The sequence below is a fragment of the Streptomyces sp. NPDC014995 genome (genome assembly GCF_043080745.1).
Taxonomy (GTDB): Bacteria; Actinomycetota; Actinomycetes; order Streptomycetales; family Streptomycetaceae; genus Streptomyces.
The window spans coordinates 119,841-136,892 of record NZ_JBIBVX010000012.1 but is presented as its reverse complement, the minus strand read 5'-3'; the positions used below and the strand labels follow the sequence as shown (position 1 = coordinate 136,892).

13 protein-coding genes are annotated in these 17,052 nt (G+C 73.3%); 10 read left to right on the top strand and 3 right to left on the bottom strand.

Annotation, left to right across the window (positions count from 1 at the left end; all coding sequences use genetic code 11):
- Nucleotides 1-3: 3 nt before the first annotated feature.
- The gene (locus ACF1A1_RS24095) at nucleotides 4-984 is read left to right on the top strand and encodes a WD40 repeat domain-containing protein (protein ID WP_392002595.1); all 981 of its coding nucleotides are present in this window, start codon (nucleotides 4-6) and stop codon (nucleotides 982-984) included.
- A gap of 7 nt (nucleotides 985-991) precedes the next feature.
- Here the strand turns inward: ACF1A1_RS24095 and ACF1A1_RS24090 are convergent, their stop codons facing one another.
- On the bottom strand, nucleotides 992-1,786 hold the full coding sequence (locus tag ACF1A1_RS24090; protein WP_392002593.1) for a TetR/AcrR family transcriptional regulator: 795 nt from the start codon (nucleotides 1,784-1,786) through the stop codon (nucleotides 992-994).
- Between the two features lie 90 nt (nucleotides 1,787-1,876).
- On the opposite strand from ACF1A1_RS24090, the gene ACF1A1_RS24085 reads away from it, so the two are divergent.
- Entirely contained in the window at nucleotides 1,877-2,860 is a 984-nt protein-coding gene (locus ACF1A1_RS24085) for an ATP-binding cassette domain-containing protein (RefSeq protein WP_392002591.1), read from the top strand.
- Nucleotides 2,857-3,678, top strand: coding sequence for an ABC transporter permease (locus tag ACF1A1_RS24080; RefSeq protein WP_392002589.1), 822 nt, complete (start codon nucleotides 2,857-2,859; stop codon nucleotides 3,676-3,678). The genes ACF1A1_RS24085 and ACF1A1_RS24080 overlap by 4 nt, the downstream gene beginning before the upstream one ends.
- Before the next feature lie 122 nt (nucleotides 3,679-3,800).
- Here ACF1A1_RS24080 and ACF1A1_RS24075 read toward each other — a convergent pair whose 3' ends face one another.
- Nucleotides 3,801-3,938, bottom strand: a complete 138-nt coding sequence (locus tag ACF1A1_RS24075; protein WP_392002587.1) for a hypothetical protein — start codon at nucleotides 3,936-3,938, stop codon at nucleotides 3,801-3,803.
- 89 nt (nucleotides 3,939-4,027) lie between these two features.
- Between ACF1A1_RS24075 and ACF1A1_RS24070 the strand changes: the two genes are divergently transcribed.
- Nucleotides 4,028-5,575 carry a cellulase family glycosylhydrolase gene (locus ACF1A1_RS24070; RefSeq protein ID WP_392002585.1) on the top strand — a complete coding sequence of 516 codons (1,548 nt, stop codon included), beginning with the start codon at nucleotides 4,028-4,030 and terminating at the stop codon, nucleotides 5,573-5,575.
- A gap of 90 nt (nucleotides 5,576-5,665) precedes the next feature.
- Here the strand turns inward: ACF1A1_RS24070 and serC are convergent, their stop codons facing one another.
- Nucleotides 5,666-6,784 carry a phosphoserine transaminase gene (serC, locus tag ACF1A1_RS24065; protein WP_392002583.1) on the bottom strand — a complete coding sequence of 373 codons (1,119 nt, stop codon included), beginning with the start codon at nucleotides 6,782-6,784 and terminating at the stop codon, nucleotides 5,666-5,668.
- A 142-nt stretch (nucleotides 6,785-6,926) separates the two neighbouring features.
- On the opposite strand from serC, the gene ACF1A1_RS24060 reads away from it, so the two are divergent.
- The 6 genes from ACF1A1_RS24060 to ACF1A1_RS24035 all read left to right on the top strand — a co-directional run bounded on the left by ACF1A1_RS24060 (nucleotide 6,927) and on the right by ACF1A1_RS24035 (nucleotide 17,046).
- Nucleotides 6,927-9,839 carry an FAD-binding and (Fe-S)-binding domain-containing protein gene (locus ACF1A1_RS24060; RefSeq protein ID WP_392002581.1) on the top strand — a complete coding sequence of 971 codons (2,913 nt, stop codon included), beginning with the start codon at nucleotides 6,927-6,929 and terminating at the stop codon, nucleotides 9,837-9,839.
- 273 nt (nucleotides 9,840-10,112) lie between these two features.
- On the top strand, nucleotides 10,113-11,237 hold the full coding sequence (locus ACF1A1_RS24055) for a lipid II:glycine glycyltransferase FemX (protein ID WP_392002579.1): 1,125 nt from the start codon (nucleotides 10,113-10,115) through the stop codon (nucleotides 11,235-11,237).
- Between the two features lie 325 nt (nucleotides 11,238-11,562).
- Nucleotides 11,563-12,495 (top strand): DMT family transporter, encoded by a 933-nt coding sequence (locus ACF1A1_RS24050; protein ID WP_392002577.1) that lies wholly within the window; start codon nucleotides 11,563-11,565, stop codon nucleotides 12,493-12,495.
- Between the two features lie 494 nt (nucleotides 12,496-12,989).
- Nucleotides 12,990-13,772 carry a TIGR03084 family metal-binding protein gene (locus tag ACF1A1_RS24045; protein WP_392002575.1) on the top strand — a complete coding sequence of 261 codons (783 nt, stop codon included), beginning with the start codon at nucleotides 12,990-12,992 and terminating at the stop codon, nucleotides 13,770-13,772.
- On the top strand, nucleotides 13,769-15,451 hold the full coding sequence (locus ACF1A1_RS24040; RefSeq protein ID WP_392002573.1) for an acyclic terpene utilization AtuA family protein: 1,683 nt from the start codon (nucleotides 13,769-13,771) through the stop codon (nucleotides 15,449-15,451). Before ACF1A1_RS24045 ends, ACF1A1_RS24040 begins: the two co-directional genes overlap by 4 nt.
- On the top strand, nucleotides 15,448-17,046 hold the full coding sequence (locus tag ACF1A1_RS24035) for an acyl-CoA carboxylase subunit beta (protein ID WP_392002571.1): 1,599 nt from the start codon (nucleotides 15,448-15,450) through the stop codon (nucleotides 17,044-17,046). The genes ACF1A1_RS24040 and ACF1A1_RS24035 overlap by 4 nt, the downstream gene beginning before the upstream one ends.
- The last annotated feature ends 6 nt before the right edge of the window (nucleotides 17,047-17,052 follow it).

Below are 17,052 nucleotides of genomic sequence, written 5' to 3'. Positions count from 1 at the left end.
GGCATGCGCCGACCGTTCGCCCTCCTTGCCGGGGCCCTGCTCGTGGCCGCCCAAGCGGCGCCCGCCTCCGCCGCCGACGGAGACCCGAGCTTCACGATCGAGGACTCCCGCATCACCGAGTCCAGCGGCCTGGCCGCCTCCCGCCAACACCCCGGCGTCTACTGGACCCACAACGACCAGGACACCGGCGCCTTCCTCTACGCCGTCGACAGCGCCACCGGCAGGACGGTCGCGAGGATCACCATGACCGGCGTGGGCACCCCGCGCGACGTCGAGGCGATCGCCATCGGCCCGGACAACCAGATCTACGTCGGTGACATCGGCGACAACGACGGCGTCCAGTGGCCCTACGTATGGGTCTACCGGCTGCCCGAGCCCACGACGCTCAAGGACCGGACGGTCCGCGCCACCCAGTACGTGGTGAGGTACGCGGACGGCTCCCGCGACGCCGAGTCGCTCGTCGTGCACCCCACCACCGGGCGCGTCTACCTCATCGACAAGCAGGAGGACGGCGGGCACCTGTACGAGGGCCCCGCCACGCTCTCCGCCTCCGGCACGAACGTCTTCAGCCCCGTCACCCCCATCGACCTGTGGGCCACCGACGCCGCCCTCTCCCCGGACGGCCGGCGACTCGCCGTCCGGGGCTACTTCGGCGGCATCCTCTACGACTGGAACGACGGCAGGCCCAAGCGGCTGGAGCGGCTCGACGTGCCGTTGCAGCAGCAGGGTGAGTCCGTGACGTACTCGGCCGACGGCTCGAAGCTGATGTACGGGACCGAGGGCACCGGCAGCGGTGTACGGGCGGAGGACGCGCCCGGCGCCGAGGAGTCCTCGAAGTCGCCCTCCGGGAAGGGGACTTCGGCGGCCTCGGGCGACGGTGACGGCGGTGAGGGGGCGAGCGGGAACGTGAAGCTGGGCGCCGCCGCCGTGGCCGTCGTGTGCGTCGCGCTGTTCGGCTTCCGGCGCTTGTTCCGGCGCCGCTGAGGCCGGCCTAGGGGGCGGTGTCCTCGCGCCGCCGCCGCTCCACCAGCACCTCCAGGCCGTCCAGGATCCGCTGGAGTCCGAACTCGAAGTGGTCGAAGTCGGGGCTCCAGGTGTCCTCGGCGAGGGACGCGAGGACGGGATAGCGGCCGGTGGTCATGATCTTCTCCAGGAAGGGGGCCTGGGCGGCGTAGAACTCGGCGGTGGTCCGACCCGACTTCAGTTCCGCCTCCTCCTGGTACACCTGGGTGCGCGCGGCGCCGACGACGTACCCGTCGACCATGACGACCGCCGAGACCAGCTCGGCGTCGGTCAGGCCCATGGGGCGGATGCGGGAGAGCACCAGCTCCATGCCGTCCAGGGTGCTCGGGCCGAGGAGCGGGCGGCTCTGGTTGATCCGGAGCAGCCACGGGTGGCGGCGGTAGAGGGCGAGGGTGCCGCGCGCCATGGCCTCCAGGGCCGCGCGCCAGCCGCCGTCGCCGAGTTCGGCCGGGTCGCCGGGTCGCTGGACGCGGTCGAGCATGAGGTCGAGCAGCTCGGCCTTGCCGGGGACGTAGCGGTACAGCGACATGGCGCCGGTGCCGAGTTCGGTGGCGACCCGGCGCATGGACAGCGCCTCCAGGCCCTCGGTGTCCGCGACGTGGACAGCCGCTTCCACGATCCGGTCGAGCGTCAGGCCGGGCTTGGGCCCGCGGCTGGGGCGCCGACCGGTGTCCCACAGCAGTTCGAGCGTGCGCACGATGTCGCCGCTGCCGCTGGTCTCCGTGCCGCCCGCACCACTCGCACTGCCCGTACCGCTCGTCATGGAGACCAGCTTAGATGCCCGCGGCAAAAAACTGAGTACGTCGTACGCGCAATCGGGTACGCTGTACCCAGTTGAGTGGAAGGGGGACCCATGACCGACGGATACGCCGTGCACGCCGAGGGACTTCACAAGAGGTACGGCGAGAAACGCGCCCTGGACGGCTTCGACCTGGCCGTCCGTGAGGGCACCGTGCACGGCCTGCTCGGGCCGAACGGCGCCGGCAAGACCACCGCCGTGCGCATCCTGTCCACGCTGGTCCGGCTGGACGGCGGCCGGGCGAGCGTGGCCGGCCTGGACGTCGCCCGGCAGCCGCGCGAGGTCCGCGCCCGGATCGGGCTCACCGGACAGTACGCGGCGGTGGACGAGGTGCTCACCGGACGGCAGAACCTGGAGATGTTCGGGCGGCTGTTCCACCTGGGCGGGAAGCGGGCACGACTGCGGGCGACCGAACTCCTGGAGCAGTTCGACCTGACCGACGCCGCCGACCGGGGCGTCGCCAAGTACAGCGGCGGCATGCGGCGCCGCCTCGACCTCGCCGCCTCGATGATCCTCGCCCCGGCCGTCCTCTTCCTCGACGAGCCGACCACGGGACTGGACCCCCGTAGCCGCGGCGAGGTCTGGGAGTCCGTACGGGCGTTGGTGGCGGGCGGTACGACCGTGCTGCTGACCACGCAGTACCTGGAGGAGGCCGACAAGCTCGCCTCCCGGATCACCGTCATCGACCAGGGGCGGGCCATCGCCGACGACAGCCCGGACGGGCTGAAGGACCGCGTCGGCGGTGACCGCATCGAGGTCGTGGTCGCCGAGCGGTCCGACATCGCGCGCGTGGTGAAGGTCGTCGCCCGCGTCTCGGACGGCGAACCGGAGGCGGACGAGGGCGAGTCGCGGGTGCACGCGCCCGTGACCGACCGGGTGGCCGCCCTCACCGAGGTGGCGCGCACCCTCCAGGACGAGGGCGTGCCCGTCGAGGACATCGGACTGCGCAGGCCGAGCCTCGACGACGTGTTCCTGCGCCTGACCGGACACCGCACCGACGTCTCGCGGGACGAGCGGGAGAAGGAGGCCGCCGCGTGAGCACCCTCGAACTGACCTCGAAGAGCGGCCACGGCCGCACGTACTGGGTGCTGGCCGACTGCTGGAACATCGTCCGCCGCGGCCTGACCCACTACCAGCGCCAACCGGTCAACATCGCCTGGCAACTGGGCTTCCCGATCCTCTCCGTCCTCCTCTACGGCTATGTCTTCGGCAGCGCGATGCAGGTGCCCGGCGGCGGGGACTACAAGGACTTCCTGATGCCGGGCATGTTCGTGATGACGATGGCGTTCGGCTTCATCAACACGGCGACCCTCGTGGTCCACGACTCCACCAAGGGCGTCATCGACCGGTTCCGCTCCATGCCGATGGCCTCCTCGGCCGTGGTCGCCGGACGCGGGGTGACCGATCTGGTCATCGCCTGCGCCGAGTTGGCGATCATGATGCTGACCGCGTTCGCCATGGGCTGGCGGCCGGACGGGGGCTGGGGCTTCCTGGCCGCGTTCGGACTGCTGCTGTGGCTCCGCTTCGCGCTGATCTGGATCGGCGTGTGGCTGGGGCTGCTGGTCCCCAACCCGGAGGCGGCGGGCGGACTGTTCGTGGTGGCCTTCCCGCTGACGATGATCTCCAGCATCTTCGTCGCGCCCCAGCTCATGCCGGACTGGCTGGGCTTCGTGGCCGCCTGGAACCCCATCTCCTCGACGGCCGCCGCCGCACGCGAACTGCTGGGCACGCCGGGCGGGGGCGGTGACTCCTGGGTCGAACAGCACGCGCTGCTGATGGCGGGGATCTGGCCGGTGGTGCTGACGGTGATCTTCCTGCCGCTGGCGGTACGGAGGTTCCAGAAGCTGAGCCGGTGAGAGCGGGGGATGCCGAGCGGGTGGCAGTTCAGTCCGTACGTCCCGCCCGGCCCGATCGTCCCGCGGCATCATCGTCCCGCCGCATCCGGTCCAGCCCGTCCGGGTCGCCGTGACAGGGGCGCTCACCCGACCCGGGTGGACCTGAGGCGGCGCGCCACGGCGGCGGCACCTGTCCCGGTGCCGCCGCCGTCGTCGGCGCCCTCGTCGCCGTCGTCGGCATCGTCCGTCGCCGGTGCTGTCCGTTGCCTTGACGTGGTCATGTTGTGTCAGTTTCCTGGGAGGTGCGCGGTGTTGTGGGAGCGCTCCCATAAGTTCCGGGCCCGCGCCTCCCCCGAGAGGAAGCAACGACATGTTCCGCAACCTGCGCAGAGCGCTGTGCGCCGTCGTCGCGGCCCTGCTGTTACCGCTGGCGGCGGGCGCGCAGAGCGCCCGCGCGGCCGACGCCGGAACGGCGCAAGCCGGTGCGGCCGAGGCCGGCGCCGGCTACTGGCACACCAGCGGCCGCCAGATCCTCGACGCGGCCGGGCAGCCGGTCCGGATCGCCGGCATCAACTGGTTCGGCTTCGAGACCGGCAACCACGTCGTCCACGGCCTGTGGGCCCGCGACTACAAGAGCATGATCGACCAGATGAAGTCGCTGGGCTACAACACCATCCGCATGCCGTTCAGCGACGACATCCTCAAGAGCGGCACCATGCCGGACAGCGTCAACTTCTCCGACGGGAAGAACGCCGACCTCCAGGGCCTGACGTCCCTCCAGGTGCTCGACAGGATCGTGGCGTACGCCGGTCAGGCGGGCCTGAAGGTCGTCCTCGACCGGCACCGCCCGGACGCGGCCGGCCAGTCGGCGCTCTGGTACACCTCGGCGGTCCCCGAGTCGACGTGGATCGCCAACCTGAAGGCCCTGGCGACCCGATACAAGGGCAACTCCACGGTCATCGGCATCGATCTGCACAACGAGCCGCACGACCCGGCCTGTTGGGGCTGCGGCGACACCGCGCGGGACTGGCGCCTCGCGGCCCAGCGGGCGGGCAACGCCGTCCTGTCCGTCAACCCCGAGCTGCTGATCATGGTCGAGGGCGTCCAGTCGCACAACGGCGTCAACGGCTGGTGGGGCGGCAACCTGATGGGCGTGGCCCAGTACCCCGTCCAGCTCGACGTCCCCAACCGGCTGGTGTACTCCGCCCACGACTACGCCACCAGTGTCGCCCAGCAGCCCTGGTTCAGCGACCCGTCGTTCCCCGACAACCTGCCCGGCATCTGGGACAAGTACTGGGGCTACGTCTTCAAGCAGAACATCGCCCCGGTCTGGCTCGGCGAGTTCGGTACGACGCTCCAGTCGGGCGTGGACCAGAAGTGGCTGGCGGCGCTGGTGACCTACCTGCGCTCGACGTCGGCGTACGGCGCCGACAGCTTCCACTGGACCTTCTGGTCGTGGAACCCCAACTCCGGCGACACCGGCGGGATCCTCAAGGACGACTGGTCGACCGTGGACACCGTGAAGGACGGGTACCTGGCGAGCATCAAGGCGCCGGGCTTCCCGGCCGGCGGGGGAAGCGGCGGTGGCGGTGGCGGTGGTGGCGGTGGCGGCGGCACGGCCGCCTGCGCCGCCGCCTACACCGTCAGCAGCGACTGGGGCGGCGGCTTCAACGCCGAGGTGAAGGTGACCAACACGGGGACCGCGCCGCTCAACTCCTGGAAGGTGACCTGGACCTGGAGCGGCGCGCAAAAGGTCACCAGCATGTGGAACGCGTCGTACACCCAGAGCGGACCGACGGTGACGGCGTCGAACGCCGCCCACAACGGGACCGTCCCGGCGGGCGGTTCGGCGAGCTTCGGGTTCGGCGGCACGCCCGGGGGCGGGGGTGTGCCGAGTGTGAGCTGTACGGCGGCCTAGCCGGCCCGGGCTGCCCGGGCGGCCTGGCCGTGACACGGAGAAGGGCGCCCGGTGTTCGCCGGGCGCCCTTCACCGTCGTAGGGACGACGACTACAGCTTCTCGATCACGTGGTCGACGCACTTGGTGAGTGCCTCGACGTCCGCCGGGTCGATCGCCGGGAACATGGCGACGCGGAGCTGGTTGCGGCCGAGCTTGCGGTAGGGCTCGGTGTCGACGATGCCGTTGGCGCGCAGGACCTTGGCGACGGCGGCGGCGTCGACCTCGTCGGTGAAGTCGATCGTGCCGATGACCTGGGAGCGCTTGGCCGGGTCGGTGACGAAGGGGTTGGCGTACTTGACGTCCTCGGCCCAGCCGTACAGCGTCCGCGCGGAGGTGGCGGTACGGCGGACGGACCAGTCGAGGCCGCCCTGGCCGTTGATCCACTCCAGCTGCTGGTTCAGCAGGAAGAGGGTGGCCAGCGCCGGGGTGTTGTACGTCTGGTTCTTGCGGGAGTTGTCGATCGCCGTGGGGAGGCTGAAGAACTCCGGGATGTGGCGGCCGGACGCGTGGACGCGCTCGGCGCGCTCGATCGCCGCCGGGGAGAACACCCCGATCCACAGGCCGCCGTCGGAGGCGAAGGACTTCTGCGGGGCGAAGTAGTAGACGTCGGTCTCGGCGATGTCGACCGGGAGGCCGCCGGCGCCGGAGGTGGCGTCCACCAGGACCAGCGCGCCCTCGTCGGCGCCCTCGACCCGCTTCACGGGGGCGGCGACACCGGTGGACGTCTCGTTGTGCGTGAAGGCGTAGACGTCGACGCCCGCCTCGGCCTCCGGGTCGGGGTGGGTGCCCGGGTCGGAGGAGATCACGGTGGGCTCGGCGAGCCAGGGAGCCAGCTTGGCGGCCTTGGCGAACTTGGAGCTGAACTCGCCGAAGCTGAGGTGCTGCGACTTGTTCTCGATCAGGCCGTGGGTCGCGATGTCCCAGAAGGCGGTGGAGCCGCCGTTGCCGAGGACGACCTCGTAGCCGTCGGGGAGCTGGAACAGCTCGCTGATGCCTTCACGGACCTGGCCGACCAGGTTCTTCACCGGGGCCTGGCGGTGGGAGGTACCGAGGAGGGACGTACCGGTGGCGGCCAGGGCGTCCAGCGCCTCCACCCGCACCTTGGAGGGACCCGCGCCGAATCGACCGTCCGCGGGCTTGATGTCAGCAGGAATCTGGATCTCAGCCACGGTCCGGAGGGTATCCCCTAGGGGAAACGGCGCGGAAACGTGTCCGTTCGATGAGACGAGATCTCCGGCGTTCGGACCTGTGCGGAACTACGAGGTGACCGGCGTTCCCGTCACTGTCGGTGACGAGGTGCATCCTGGACGCATGACGGATCTCGAGGCCGAGCTGCGCAGGGCCGTCCGGGGCGACGTGGGCTTCGACGTCACCTCCCGGGCGCTGGTCACCATGGACGCGTCCAACTACCGGCGGGTCCCCCGGGGCGTCGTCGCCCCGCGGGACGCCGACGACGTGGCGGCCGTGCTGGAGGTGTGCCGGGCCCACGGCGTGCCGGTCGTCCCGCGGGGCGCAGGCACGTCGATCGCGGGCCAGGCGACGGGCACGGGCGTGGTGCTGGACTTCACGCGGTACCTGAACCGGCTGATCGCCCTGGACCCGGTCGCGCGGACGGCCGTCGTGCAGCCCGGGCTGGTCCTGGACCGGCTCCAGGAGGCCGCCGCCCCGCACGGGCTGCGCTTCGGCCCCGATCCCGCCACGCACAGCCGGTGCACGCTCGGCGGCATGATCGGCAACAACTCCTGTGGCTCGCACTCGGTGGCGTGGGGGACGACCGCGGACAGCGTGCGCGAGCTGTCCGTGGTCACCGCGCGCGGGCGGCGCCTGCGGCTCGGGCGGGAGTGGGCGGGGGCACCGGACGGGCTGCGGCCCCTCGTCGAGGGCGAGCTGGCGCGGCTGCGCACCGGCTTCCCGGAGCTGCCCCGCCGGATCTCCGGGTACGCGCTGGACGCGCTGCTGCCGGAGAAGGGCGCCGACGTCGCCCGCTCCTTCTGCGGCTCCGAGGGCACCCTGGCCGTGCTGACGGAGGCGGTCGTCGACCTCGTCGAGGCACCGCGCGCGCGTGCGCTCGCGGTCCTCGGTTACGCCGACGAGAGTGCCGCCGCCGAGGCCGCCGCCGGGCTGTTGCCGTACCGGCCGCTGACGGTCGAGGGGATGGCGGCCGACCTGGTGCCGTCGGCGGCGGAGCTGCCGCGCGGCGCGGCCTGGCTGTTCGTGGAGACGGGCGGCGAGTCGGCGGCGCGGGCACGCGCGCGTGCGGAGGCGATCGTGCGCGCGGCGGACGTCGTCGACGCGGCCGTGGTGACCGACCCGGCCGGGCAGCGCGCCCTGTGGCGGATCCGGGAGGACGCCAGCGGTACGGCGACCCGGATGCCGGACGGCTCCGAGGCCTGGCCCGGCTGGGAGGACTGCGCGGTCCCGCCCGCCCGGCTCGGCGCCTACCTTCGGGACTTCCGCGCCCTGCTGGCCGCCCACGGCCTGCGCGGCACGCCGTACGGACACTTCGGGGACGGCTGCATCCACGTCCGCATCGACTTCGACCTGCTCACGGACACCGGCATCGCCCGCTTCCGGCGCTTCTCGGAGGAACTGGCCGACCTGGTGGTCGCGCACGGCGGCTCGCTGTCCGGGGAGCACGGCGACGGACAGGCCCGCGCCGAGCTGCTGCCGCGCATGTACGGGGAGGAGATGGTGGCCCTCTTCGCCCGGGCGAAGACGGTCTGGGACCCCGACGACCTGCTCAACCCGGGCATGCTGGTCCGCCCCGCGCCCCTCGACGCCGGCCTCCGCTTCTCCGTCCTGCCGCGTGAGCCCGTCGACGTGGCCTTCGGCTACCCCGGCGACCACGGCGACTTCTCCGCCGCGGTCCGCCGCTGCGTCGGCGTCGCCAAGTGCCGTACGACGACGGCGACCGGGCCGGCCGTGATGTGCCCGTCGTTTCGCGCGACGGGCCGCGAGGAGCACTCCACGCGCGGGCGGGCCCGCCTGCTGCACGAGATGCTGGCGGGTGAGCTGGTCACCGACGGCTGGCGCTCCCCGGAGGTCCGCGACGCCCTCGACCTGTGCCTGTCCTGCAAGGGCTGCCGATCCGACTGCCCGGTCGAGGTCGACATGGCCACGTACAAGGCGGAGTTCCTCCACCACCACTACGCGGGCCGCCGCCGCCCGGCCGCCCACTACTCCATGGGCCGTCTGCCGCTGTGGCTGCGCTGGGCCGCCCGTACGCGCGCGGCACCGCTGCTCAACACCCTGGCGGCCGTCGGACCGTTGGGGCGGGTGGCGAAGCGGCTCGGCGGGATCGCGCCGGAGCGGGACATCCCCCGCCTGGCGACGGAGCCGTTCGGCCGGTGGTGGCGGAGGCGGGGGCGGGCGATGACCACCGGTGCCGCCGCCGACGGCGGTGAGCTGGTCGTGCTGTGGCCCGACACCTTCACCGAGTACCTCTCACCGTCCGTCGGACGGGCGGCCGTACGCGTTCTGGAGGCGGCCGGGCTGCGGGTGGCGCTGCCGCCGACGCTGCGGATGCGCGGCCGGCCGGTCGGGGACGCCCGGTCGCGATCCGCGGCCGCCCTGCTGACGGCCCGCCGCGACCGCGTCTGCTGCGGCCTGACGTACATCTCCACGGGGCAGCTCGACCACGCGCGCGTGGTGCTGCGCCGCACCCTGGAGCTGATGGAGCCGGTGCTGGAGACGGACGCCCCGGTCGTCGTGCTGGAGCCGAGCTGCGCGGCCGCCCTGCGCGGCGACCTCCCCGAGTTGCTGCACGACGACCCGCGCGCGGCCCGCCTCGCCGCCCGCGTCCTGACCCTCGCGGAAACCCTGGAGCGGCACGCTCCCGGCTGGAGACCGCCCCGGCTGGACCGCCCGGCGGTCGGGCAGACCCACTGCCACCAGCACGCGGTCCTGGGCGACACGGCCGACCGCCGGCTGCGCGAGGCCGCCGGCCTCACCGGCGACCTGAGCGGCGGCTGCTGCGGCCTCGCCGGGAACTTCGGCTTCGAGCCGGGGCACTTCGAGGTGTCCAGGGCGTGTGCGGAGGAACAGCTCCTGCCGTCCGTGCGCGAGGCGCCGTCGGGCGCGGTGGTCCTGGCGGACGGCTTCTCCTGCCGGACACAGCTGGAACAACTGGCGGGGGTGCGGGGGCGGCACCTGGCGGAAGTGCTGGCGGAGGGGCTGGACGGGCGAGAAGGGCCGGACGGAGAAGAGGGGCGACGGAGGAGGTGACGGCCCCGGGGGCGGGGGACGTCACAGCCGCCAGGTGTGGTGGAGGTGACGGCCGGGGGCGGAGGACGTCACAGCCGCCAGGTGTGGTGGAGGTGGTGGCGGAAGGGGCGCAGAAGGCGACCGCCGAGTGGGCGGACGTCCGCCTGCGCGCGCGGGTGGGGGACACGCGGGCGCTGGGGGCCTTCGGTCTCCGGGACGGCCGTGGATGGCCTCCTAGGCTGGCCGGAACGGTCGTGCGATGGCCGCAGCGATCATTCCGAAGGAGCCCCGCGCATGATCCTCACTGTCCGGTCCATCACCCGTGACGAGCACCTGGCGTTCGTCGAGGCCCTCCCTTCCGCCAGCCACATGCAGATCCCCGCGTGGGGCGACGTGAAGCCGGACTGGCGGGCGGAGAGCGTGGGCTGGTTCGAGGAGGGCCGGCTCGTCGGGGCGGGGCTGGTGCTGTTCCGGCCGCTGCCGAAGCTGAGGAAGTACCTGGCGTATCTGCCCGAGGGGCCGCTCGTCGACTGGTTCGCGCCGGATCTCGTCGAGCGCTGGCTGGAGCCGATGCTCGCCCATCTCAAGGCGCGGGGCGCGTTCTCGGTGAAGATGGGCCCGCCCGTCGTCGTACGGCGCTGGAGTGCCGACGCCGTCAAGGCGGCCATCGCCGACCCGGACGCCCACCGCCTGCGGGACGCCGAGGCGACCTCGCACGAGCCGCGCGCCGTCGACGTCGCCGACCGGCTGCGCCGCGCCGGCTGGCTGCGGGCCGAACCCGGCGGCGAGGACGGCTTCGCCGCCGGACAGCCGCGGTACGTGTTCCAGGTGCCGTACGCGGGACGGTCGTTGGAGGAGATCCACGGCGGCCTCAACCAGCAGTGGCGGCGCAACATCAAGAAGGCGGAGAAGGCGGGGGTGAAGGTGGCCCGCGGCGGCTACGAGGACCTGCCGGCCTTCTACACGCTCTACACCGAGACCGCCGAACGCGACCGCTTCATCCCGCGCCCCCTGCCCTACTTCCAGCGCATGTGGACCGCGCTGAACGCCGAACACCCCGACCGTATGCGGCTCTACCTCGCCCACCACGACGGCGACGTCCTCGCCGCGGCCACCATGCTGACCGTGGGCCGGCACGTCTGGTACTCGTACGGCGCCTCCACCAGCCGCAAGCGCGAGGTCCAGCCCAACAACGCCATGCAGTGGCGCATGATGTGCGACGCCCACGAACTCGGCGCCGGCGTCTACGACCTGCGGGGCATCACCGACACCCTGGAGGACTCCAACCACCTGCTCGGCCTGCTCCGCTTCAAGGTGGGCACGGGCGGAGAGGCCGTGGAGTACCTGGGGGAGTGGGACTTCCCGCTGAACCGGCTGCTGCACAAGGCACTGGAGCTGTACATGACGCGGCGGCACTGAGGGCGGCACGGGCGCCCGTACATCACGTCGGCCTGCCCGTACGTCGGCCTGCCCGTACGTCGGCCCGTCCGTGCGTCGACCGCCCGTACGTCGGCGTGCTCGTACGTCGGTCGCGCGCACGTCGGGCCGCGCGCACCCGTGGCGGGCGCGGTGCGGCGATGGCGAGAGAGCGGGGCCTGCGGGCCCCGTGTCCGCGTCCGGTATTCGAGACACTGCCGGGACAGGCGCGTAATCCCTTCGCACACCTGACCGGAGTCCACTACCCTGCACCGAGTAGTACATCGCGCTGAACACGCCTGCCCGAGTCGAGCCCCCAGGACCGCCCGTGAGTACCCCCGACACCGCCACACCCGCCCGGTCGGCCGCAGCAGCCGGGACGGTGCGCGGCCCCGGCCGCTTCGGCTCTCTCGGACCCGTCGGCCTGGTGCTCGCCGGCGGTGTCTCCGTCCAGTTCGGCGGGGCGCTCGCGGTGACCCTGATGCCGAGGGCGGGCGCGCTGGGGGTGGTGGCCCTCCGGCTGCTCGTCGCGGCCGTCGTGCTCCTTCTGGTCTGCCGGCCCCGCCTGCGCGGGCACTCGCGCGCGGACTGGGGCACGGTCGTCGTCTTCGGCATCACGATGGCCGCGATGAACGGCCTCTTCTACCAGGCCGTCGCCCGCATCCCGCTCGGCCCGGCGGTCACCCTGGAGGTCCTCGGCCCCCTCGCCCTGTCCGTCCTGGCCTCGCGCCGGGCGATCAACCTCGTCTGGGCCGGGCTGGCCCTCGCCGGCGTCTTCCTGCTCGGCGGCGGGGGATTCGGCGACCTCGACCGGGCGGGGGTCGCGTTCGCGCTGGGCGCGGGCGCGATGTGGGCGGCGTACATCGTCTTCAGCGCCCGTACGGGCCGCCGCTTCCCGCAGGCCGACGGCCTCGCCCTCGCGATGGCGGTGGGCGCGCTGCTCTTCCTGCCCCTGGGGATCGCCGAGTCGGGCGCGAAGCTGGCCGACCCGGTGACGCTGGGCCTCGGCGCGGCGGTGGCGGTGCTGTCCTCCGTCCTCCCGTACACCCTCGAACTCCTCGCCCTGCGCCGCCTGCCCGCCTCCACCTTCGCCGTCCTCATGAGCCTGGAGCCCGCCCTCGCGGCCACGGCCGGCTTCCTCATCCTCGACCAGGCCCTGTCCGCCACGGAGGCGGCCGCGATCGCCCTCGTCATCGCGGCGAGCATGGGTGCCGTACGGACGCAGGTGGGGCGCGGGAAGGCGACGGGGCCGGTTTCCTGACGGCTCCCCACCTGGGGCTTTCCGGTGGGTGGCGCTGGCTGGCCGTCAGGGCCTGGAGATTCCGGGGTCTTCCGGGCGGCCTGCGCGGGCCGCCCAGGCCGCGCGGCACGCGGCCCGGGCGGCCGACGCGGCCGGCGCGCACGACTCCGTCACCGCCCTGCCGGACGGCTGCGACGCGCGGGTCGCCCCCGGGGGAGCGCACGACTTCGACACCACGCCCTGCCGGACGGTTACGCCACGCGGATCGCCCACCCCCTGCGCCCGCGCCCCGAGCCCTCGCGTCGGCGGCGAACGCGAGCGGGCGGCAGCGGCTCGGGTACCCGCGCGGCGCCCGCGCCCGGAGCCCTCGCGTCGGCGGCGAACGTGAGCGGGCGGCAGCGGCTCGCGTACCCGCGCCGCACCCGCGCCCCCTAAAAATGCAAGCACGCTTGCTTGTTTCCTGGCGTGCTGGCATGCTCCCGACCACACACCGTCGTGCCCCGAGGGAGCGTCACGTGGACGTGTTCGGCGATCTGCACCGCGAGAGCGAGGAACTCGACGCGCTCGTCGCGGAGTTGACGGAAGAGCGGTGGGCGCTCGCCACGCCCGCCGCCGGGTGGACGATCGCCCATCAGATCGCGCATCTCGCCTGGACCGACCGCGCCGCGCTGCTCGCCGTGACGGACCAGGAGGCCTTCGCCCGCGAGGTCGAGAAGGCGCTGGCCGCGCCGGACCGGTTCGTCGACGACGGGGCGGAGGAGGGTGCCGCCGGGCCGCCCGCCCGGATCCTCGCCGACTGGCGGGCCGGGCGACAGGCCCTGGCGGAGGCGCTGCGCGCGGCGCCCGCCGGGGCACGGTTCCCCTGGTACGGCCCGCCCATGTCCGCCGCGTCCATGGCGACCGCCCGCCTCATGGAGACCTGGGCCCACGGCCAGGACGTCGCCGACGCCCTGGGTGTCACCCGCGCTCCCACCGACCGCATCCGCCACATCGCGTGGCTCGGGACGCGGACCCGTGACTTCGCCTTCGGCGTCCACGGCCTGCCCGCCCCCACCGAGCCCGTCCGCGTCGAACTCACCGGCCCGTCGGGCGAGTCGTGGGCGTACGGCCCCGAGGACGCCCCCCAGCGCGTCACCGGGCCCGCCCTCGACTTCTGCCTCCTGGTCACCCGGCGCGCCCACCGCGCCGACCTCGCCCTCCACGCGTACGGCCCCGACGCCGACCGCTGGCTGGACATCGCCCAGGCCTTCGCGGGACCGCCCGGCTCCGGCCGCCCGCCGGAGGGATCCGCGCGATGACGGTCCTGCGCGTCGGCAACGCCTCCGGCTTCTACGGCGACCGCTTCGACGCGATGCGCGAGATGCTCACCGGCGGTGAACTCGACGTCCTCACCGGCGACTACCTCGCCGAACTCACCATGCTGATCCTCGGTCGGGACCGGCTCAGGGATCCGTCCGCCGGGTACGCGCGCACCTTCCTGCGCCAGCTGGAGGAATGCCTCGGCCTCGCCCACGACCGGGGCGTGCGGATCGTCACCAACGCCGGGGGCCTCAACCCGGCCGGACTCGCCGACGCCGTACGGAAGTCGGCGCAACGGCTCGGCATCCCCGTACGCGTCGCGCACGTCGAGGGCGACGACCTCGGCCCCTCCCACCCCGACAGCCTCACCGCCCACGCGTACCTCGGCGGTTTCGGTATCGCCGCCTGTCTGCGGGAGGGCGCCGACGTCGTGGTGACCGGGCGGGTGACGGACGCGGCCCTCGTCACCGGGCCCGCCGCCGCCCACTTCGGCTGGGGGCCCACGGAGTACGACCGGCTCGCGGGCGCCGTCGTCGCCGGACACGTCCTGGAGTGCGGGACGCAGGCCACCGGCGGCAACTACGCCTTCTTCCGGGAGCACGGCGGTGACGTCCGCCGGCCCGGCTTCCCCCTCGCCGAGCTGCACGAGGACGGCCGGTGCGTCATCACCAAGCACCCGGGGACGGGCGGCTTCGTCGACATCGGCACGGTGACCGCCCAGCTGCTGTACGAGACCGGCGGCGCCCGGTACGCGGGACCCGACGTCACCGCCCGGCTGGACACCGTACGGCTCACCCAGGAGGCCCCGGACCGGGTGCGGATCGAGGGCGTGCGCGGTGAGGCCCCGCCCCCGGCCCTGAAGGTCGGCCGCACCCGCCTCGGCGGCTTCCGCAACGAGGTCGTCTTCGTCCTCACCGGCCTCGACATCGAGGCCAAGGCCGCGCTGGTGCGGGAGCAGATGGCGCGGGCCCTGGCCGAGTCCCCGCCGGCAGAGGTGCGGTGGGAGCTCGTCCGTACCGACCGTCCCGACGCCGGGACCGAGGAGACCGCGAGCGCCCTGCTGCGGCTCGTCGTACGGGATCCCCGGCAGGAGGTGGTGGGGCGCGCGTCGAGCGGTGCGGCCGTGGAACTGGCGCTGGCCAGTTACCCCGGGTTCCATGTGCTCGCGCCGCCCGGCAAGGGGTCCCCCTACGGCGTCTTCGAGGCCGCCCAGGTCCCCCAGGACGCCGTCGCGCACCAAGCGGTCCTCCCCGACGGGCGCCGGATCCCCGTACCCCCGGCCGCCGGCACCCGCGTACTGGAGGAGGTGGCGCAGCCGCCCCTTCCCGAACCGCTGCCGCCGGGGCCCGTCCGGCGCGCCCCGCTCGGACTCGTCGCCGGCGCCCGCAGCGGCGACAAGGGCGGGAACGCCAACGTGGGGGTGTGGGTGCGGTCGGACGAGGCCTGGCGGTGGCTGGCGCACGCGCTGACCGTCGAACGGTTCCGGGAGCTGATCCCGGAGAGCCGCGAGCTGACGGTCACCCGGCACGTCCTGCCCGGCCTGCGCGCCCTGAACTTCGTCGTCGAGGGCATCCTCGGCGACGGCGTCGCCGCACAGCACCGTTTCGACCCGCAGGCCAAGGCGCTCGGCGAATGGCTGCGCTCCCGCCACCTGGACCTTCCGGAGGCCCTCCTTTGACGGTCATCACGTCCGCCCTGGACCCCCGCGGCCCCGACTACCGCGCCCACCGCGAGGCCATGCTCGCCAAGCTCGCCGACCTGTCCGCCGAGCACGCCAAGGCGCTCGCGGGAGGCGGGGAGAAGTACGTGGCGAGGCACCGCGCGCGCGGCAAGCTCCTCGCCCGCGAGCGCGTCGAGCTGCTCCTCGACCCCGACACCCCCTTCCTGGAGCTGTCGCCGCTGGCCGCCTGGGGCAGCGAGTACGCGGTCGGCGCCTCGCTCGTCACCGGCATCGGGGTCGTCGAGGGCGTCGAGTGCCTGATCACCGCCAACGACCCGACCGTGCGCGGGGGCGCCAGCAACCCCTGGAGCCTGAGGAAGGCCCTGCGCGCGAACGACATCGCGCTCGCCAACCGGCTGCCCTGCATCAGCCTGGTGGAGTCCGGCGGGGCGGATCTGCCCTCGCAGAAGGAGATCTTCGTCCCCGGGGGCGCCGTCTTCCGGGACCTGACGCGGCTGTCCGCCGCCGGCATCCCGACCGTCGCCGTCGTCTTCGGCAACTCCACCGCCGGGGGCGCGTACATCCCCGGCATGTCCGACCACGTGATCATGGTCAAGGAGCGGGCCAAGGTGTTCCTCGGCGGGCCGCCGCTGGTGAGGATGGCCACCGGCGAGGAGAGCGACGACGAGTCCCTGGGCGGCGCGGAGATGCACGCGCGCGTGTCGGGCCTCGCCGACTACTTCGCCGTCGACGAGCGGGACGCGCTGCGGCAGGCGCGGCGGGTGGTCGCGCGGCTCAACCACCGCAAGGCGTACGAGGATCCCGGCCCCGCCGCGCCTCCCGCGTACGACCCGGAGGAACTGCTGGGGATCGTCCCCGGCGACCTGAAGGTCCCCTTCGACCCGCGCGAGGTGATCGCCCGTGTCGTCGACGCCTCCGACTTCGACGAGTTCAAGCCGCTGTACGGGACGAGCCTGGCCACCGGCTGGGCGACCCTGCACGGCTACCCGGTCGGCATCCTGGCCAACGCCCAGGGGGTGCTGTTCAGCGAGGAGTCCCAGAAGGCCGCCCAGTTCATCCAGCTCGCCAACCAGCGCGACATCCCGCTGCTCTTCCTGCACAACACCACCGGCTACATGGTCGGCAGAGAGTACGAGCAGGGCGGCATCATCAAGCACGGCGCGATGATGATCAACGCCGTCTCCAACTCGAGGGTCCCGCACCTCTCCGTGCTCATGGGCGCGTCGTACGGCGCCGGCCACTACGGCATGTGCGGGCGCGCCTACGACCCCCGCTTCCTGTTCGCCTGGCCCAGCGCCAAGTCCGCCGTCATGGGCCCGCAGCAGCTCGCGGGCGTCCTGTCGATCGTCGCCCGCCAGTCGGCCGCCGCGAAGGGACGGCCCTACGACGAGGACGCCGACGCCGCCCTGCGCGCGATGGTCGAGCAGCAGATCGAGTCCGAGTCGCTGCCGATGTTCCTGTCCGGGCGGCTGTACGACGACGGCGTCATCGACCCGCGCGACACCCGCACCGTCCTCGGCCTGTGCCTGTCGGCCGTCCACACCGCGCCCTACGAGGGAGCGCGGGGCGGCTTCGGCGTCTTCCGGATGTGAGGAACC

Bases quoted from the DNA above. Each gene is read 5' to 3' on its own strand.
- ACF1A1_RS24095 (WP_392002595.1), top strand. From the start codon at position 4: ATGCGCCGACCGTTCGCCCTCCTTGCCGGGGCCCTGCTCGTGGCCGCC.
- ACF1A1_RS24090 (WP_392002593.1), bottom strand. From the start codon at position 1,786: ATGACGAGCGGTACGGGCAGTGCGAGTGGTGCGGGCGGCACGGAGACC.
- ACF1A1_RS24085 (WP_392002591.1), top strand. From the start codon at position 1,877: ATGACCGACGGATACGCCGTGCACGCCGAGGGACTTCACAAGAGGTAC.
- ACF1A1_RS24075 (WP_392002587.1), bottom strand. From the start codon at position 3,938: ATGACCACGTCAAGGCAACGGACAGCACCGGCGACGGACGATGCCGAC.
- ACF1A1_RS24070 (WP_392002585.1), top strand. From the start codon at position 4,028: ATGTTCCGCAACCTGCGCAGAGCGCTGTGCGCCGTCGTCGCGGCCCTG.
- ACF1A1_RS24060 (WP_392002581.1), top strand. From the start codon at position 6,927: ATGACGGATCTCGAGGCCGAGCTGCGCAGGGCCGTCCGGGGCGACGTG.
- ACF1A1_RS24055 (WP_392002579.1), top strand. From the start codon at position 10,113: ATGATCCTCACTGTCCGGTCCATCACCCGTGACGAGCACCTGGCGTTC.
- ACF1A1_RS24040 (WP_392002573.1), top strand. From the start codon at position 13,769: ATGACGGTCCTGCGCGTCGGCAACGCCTCCGGCTTCTACGGCGACCGC.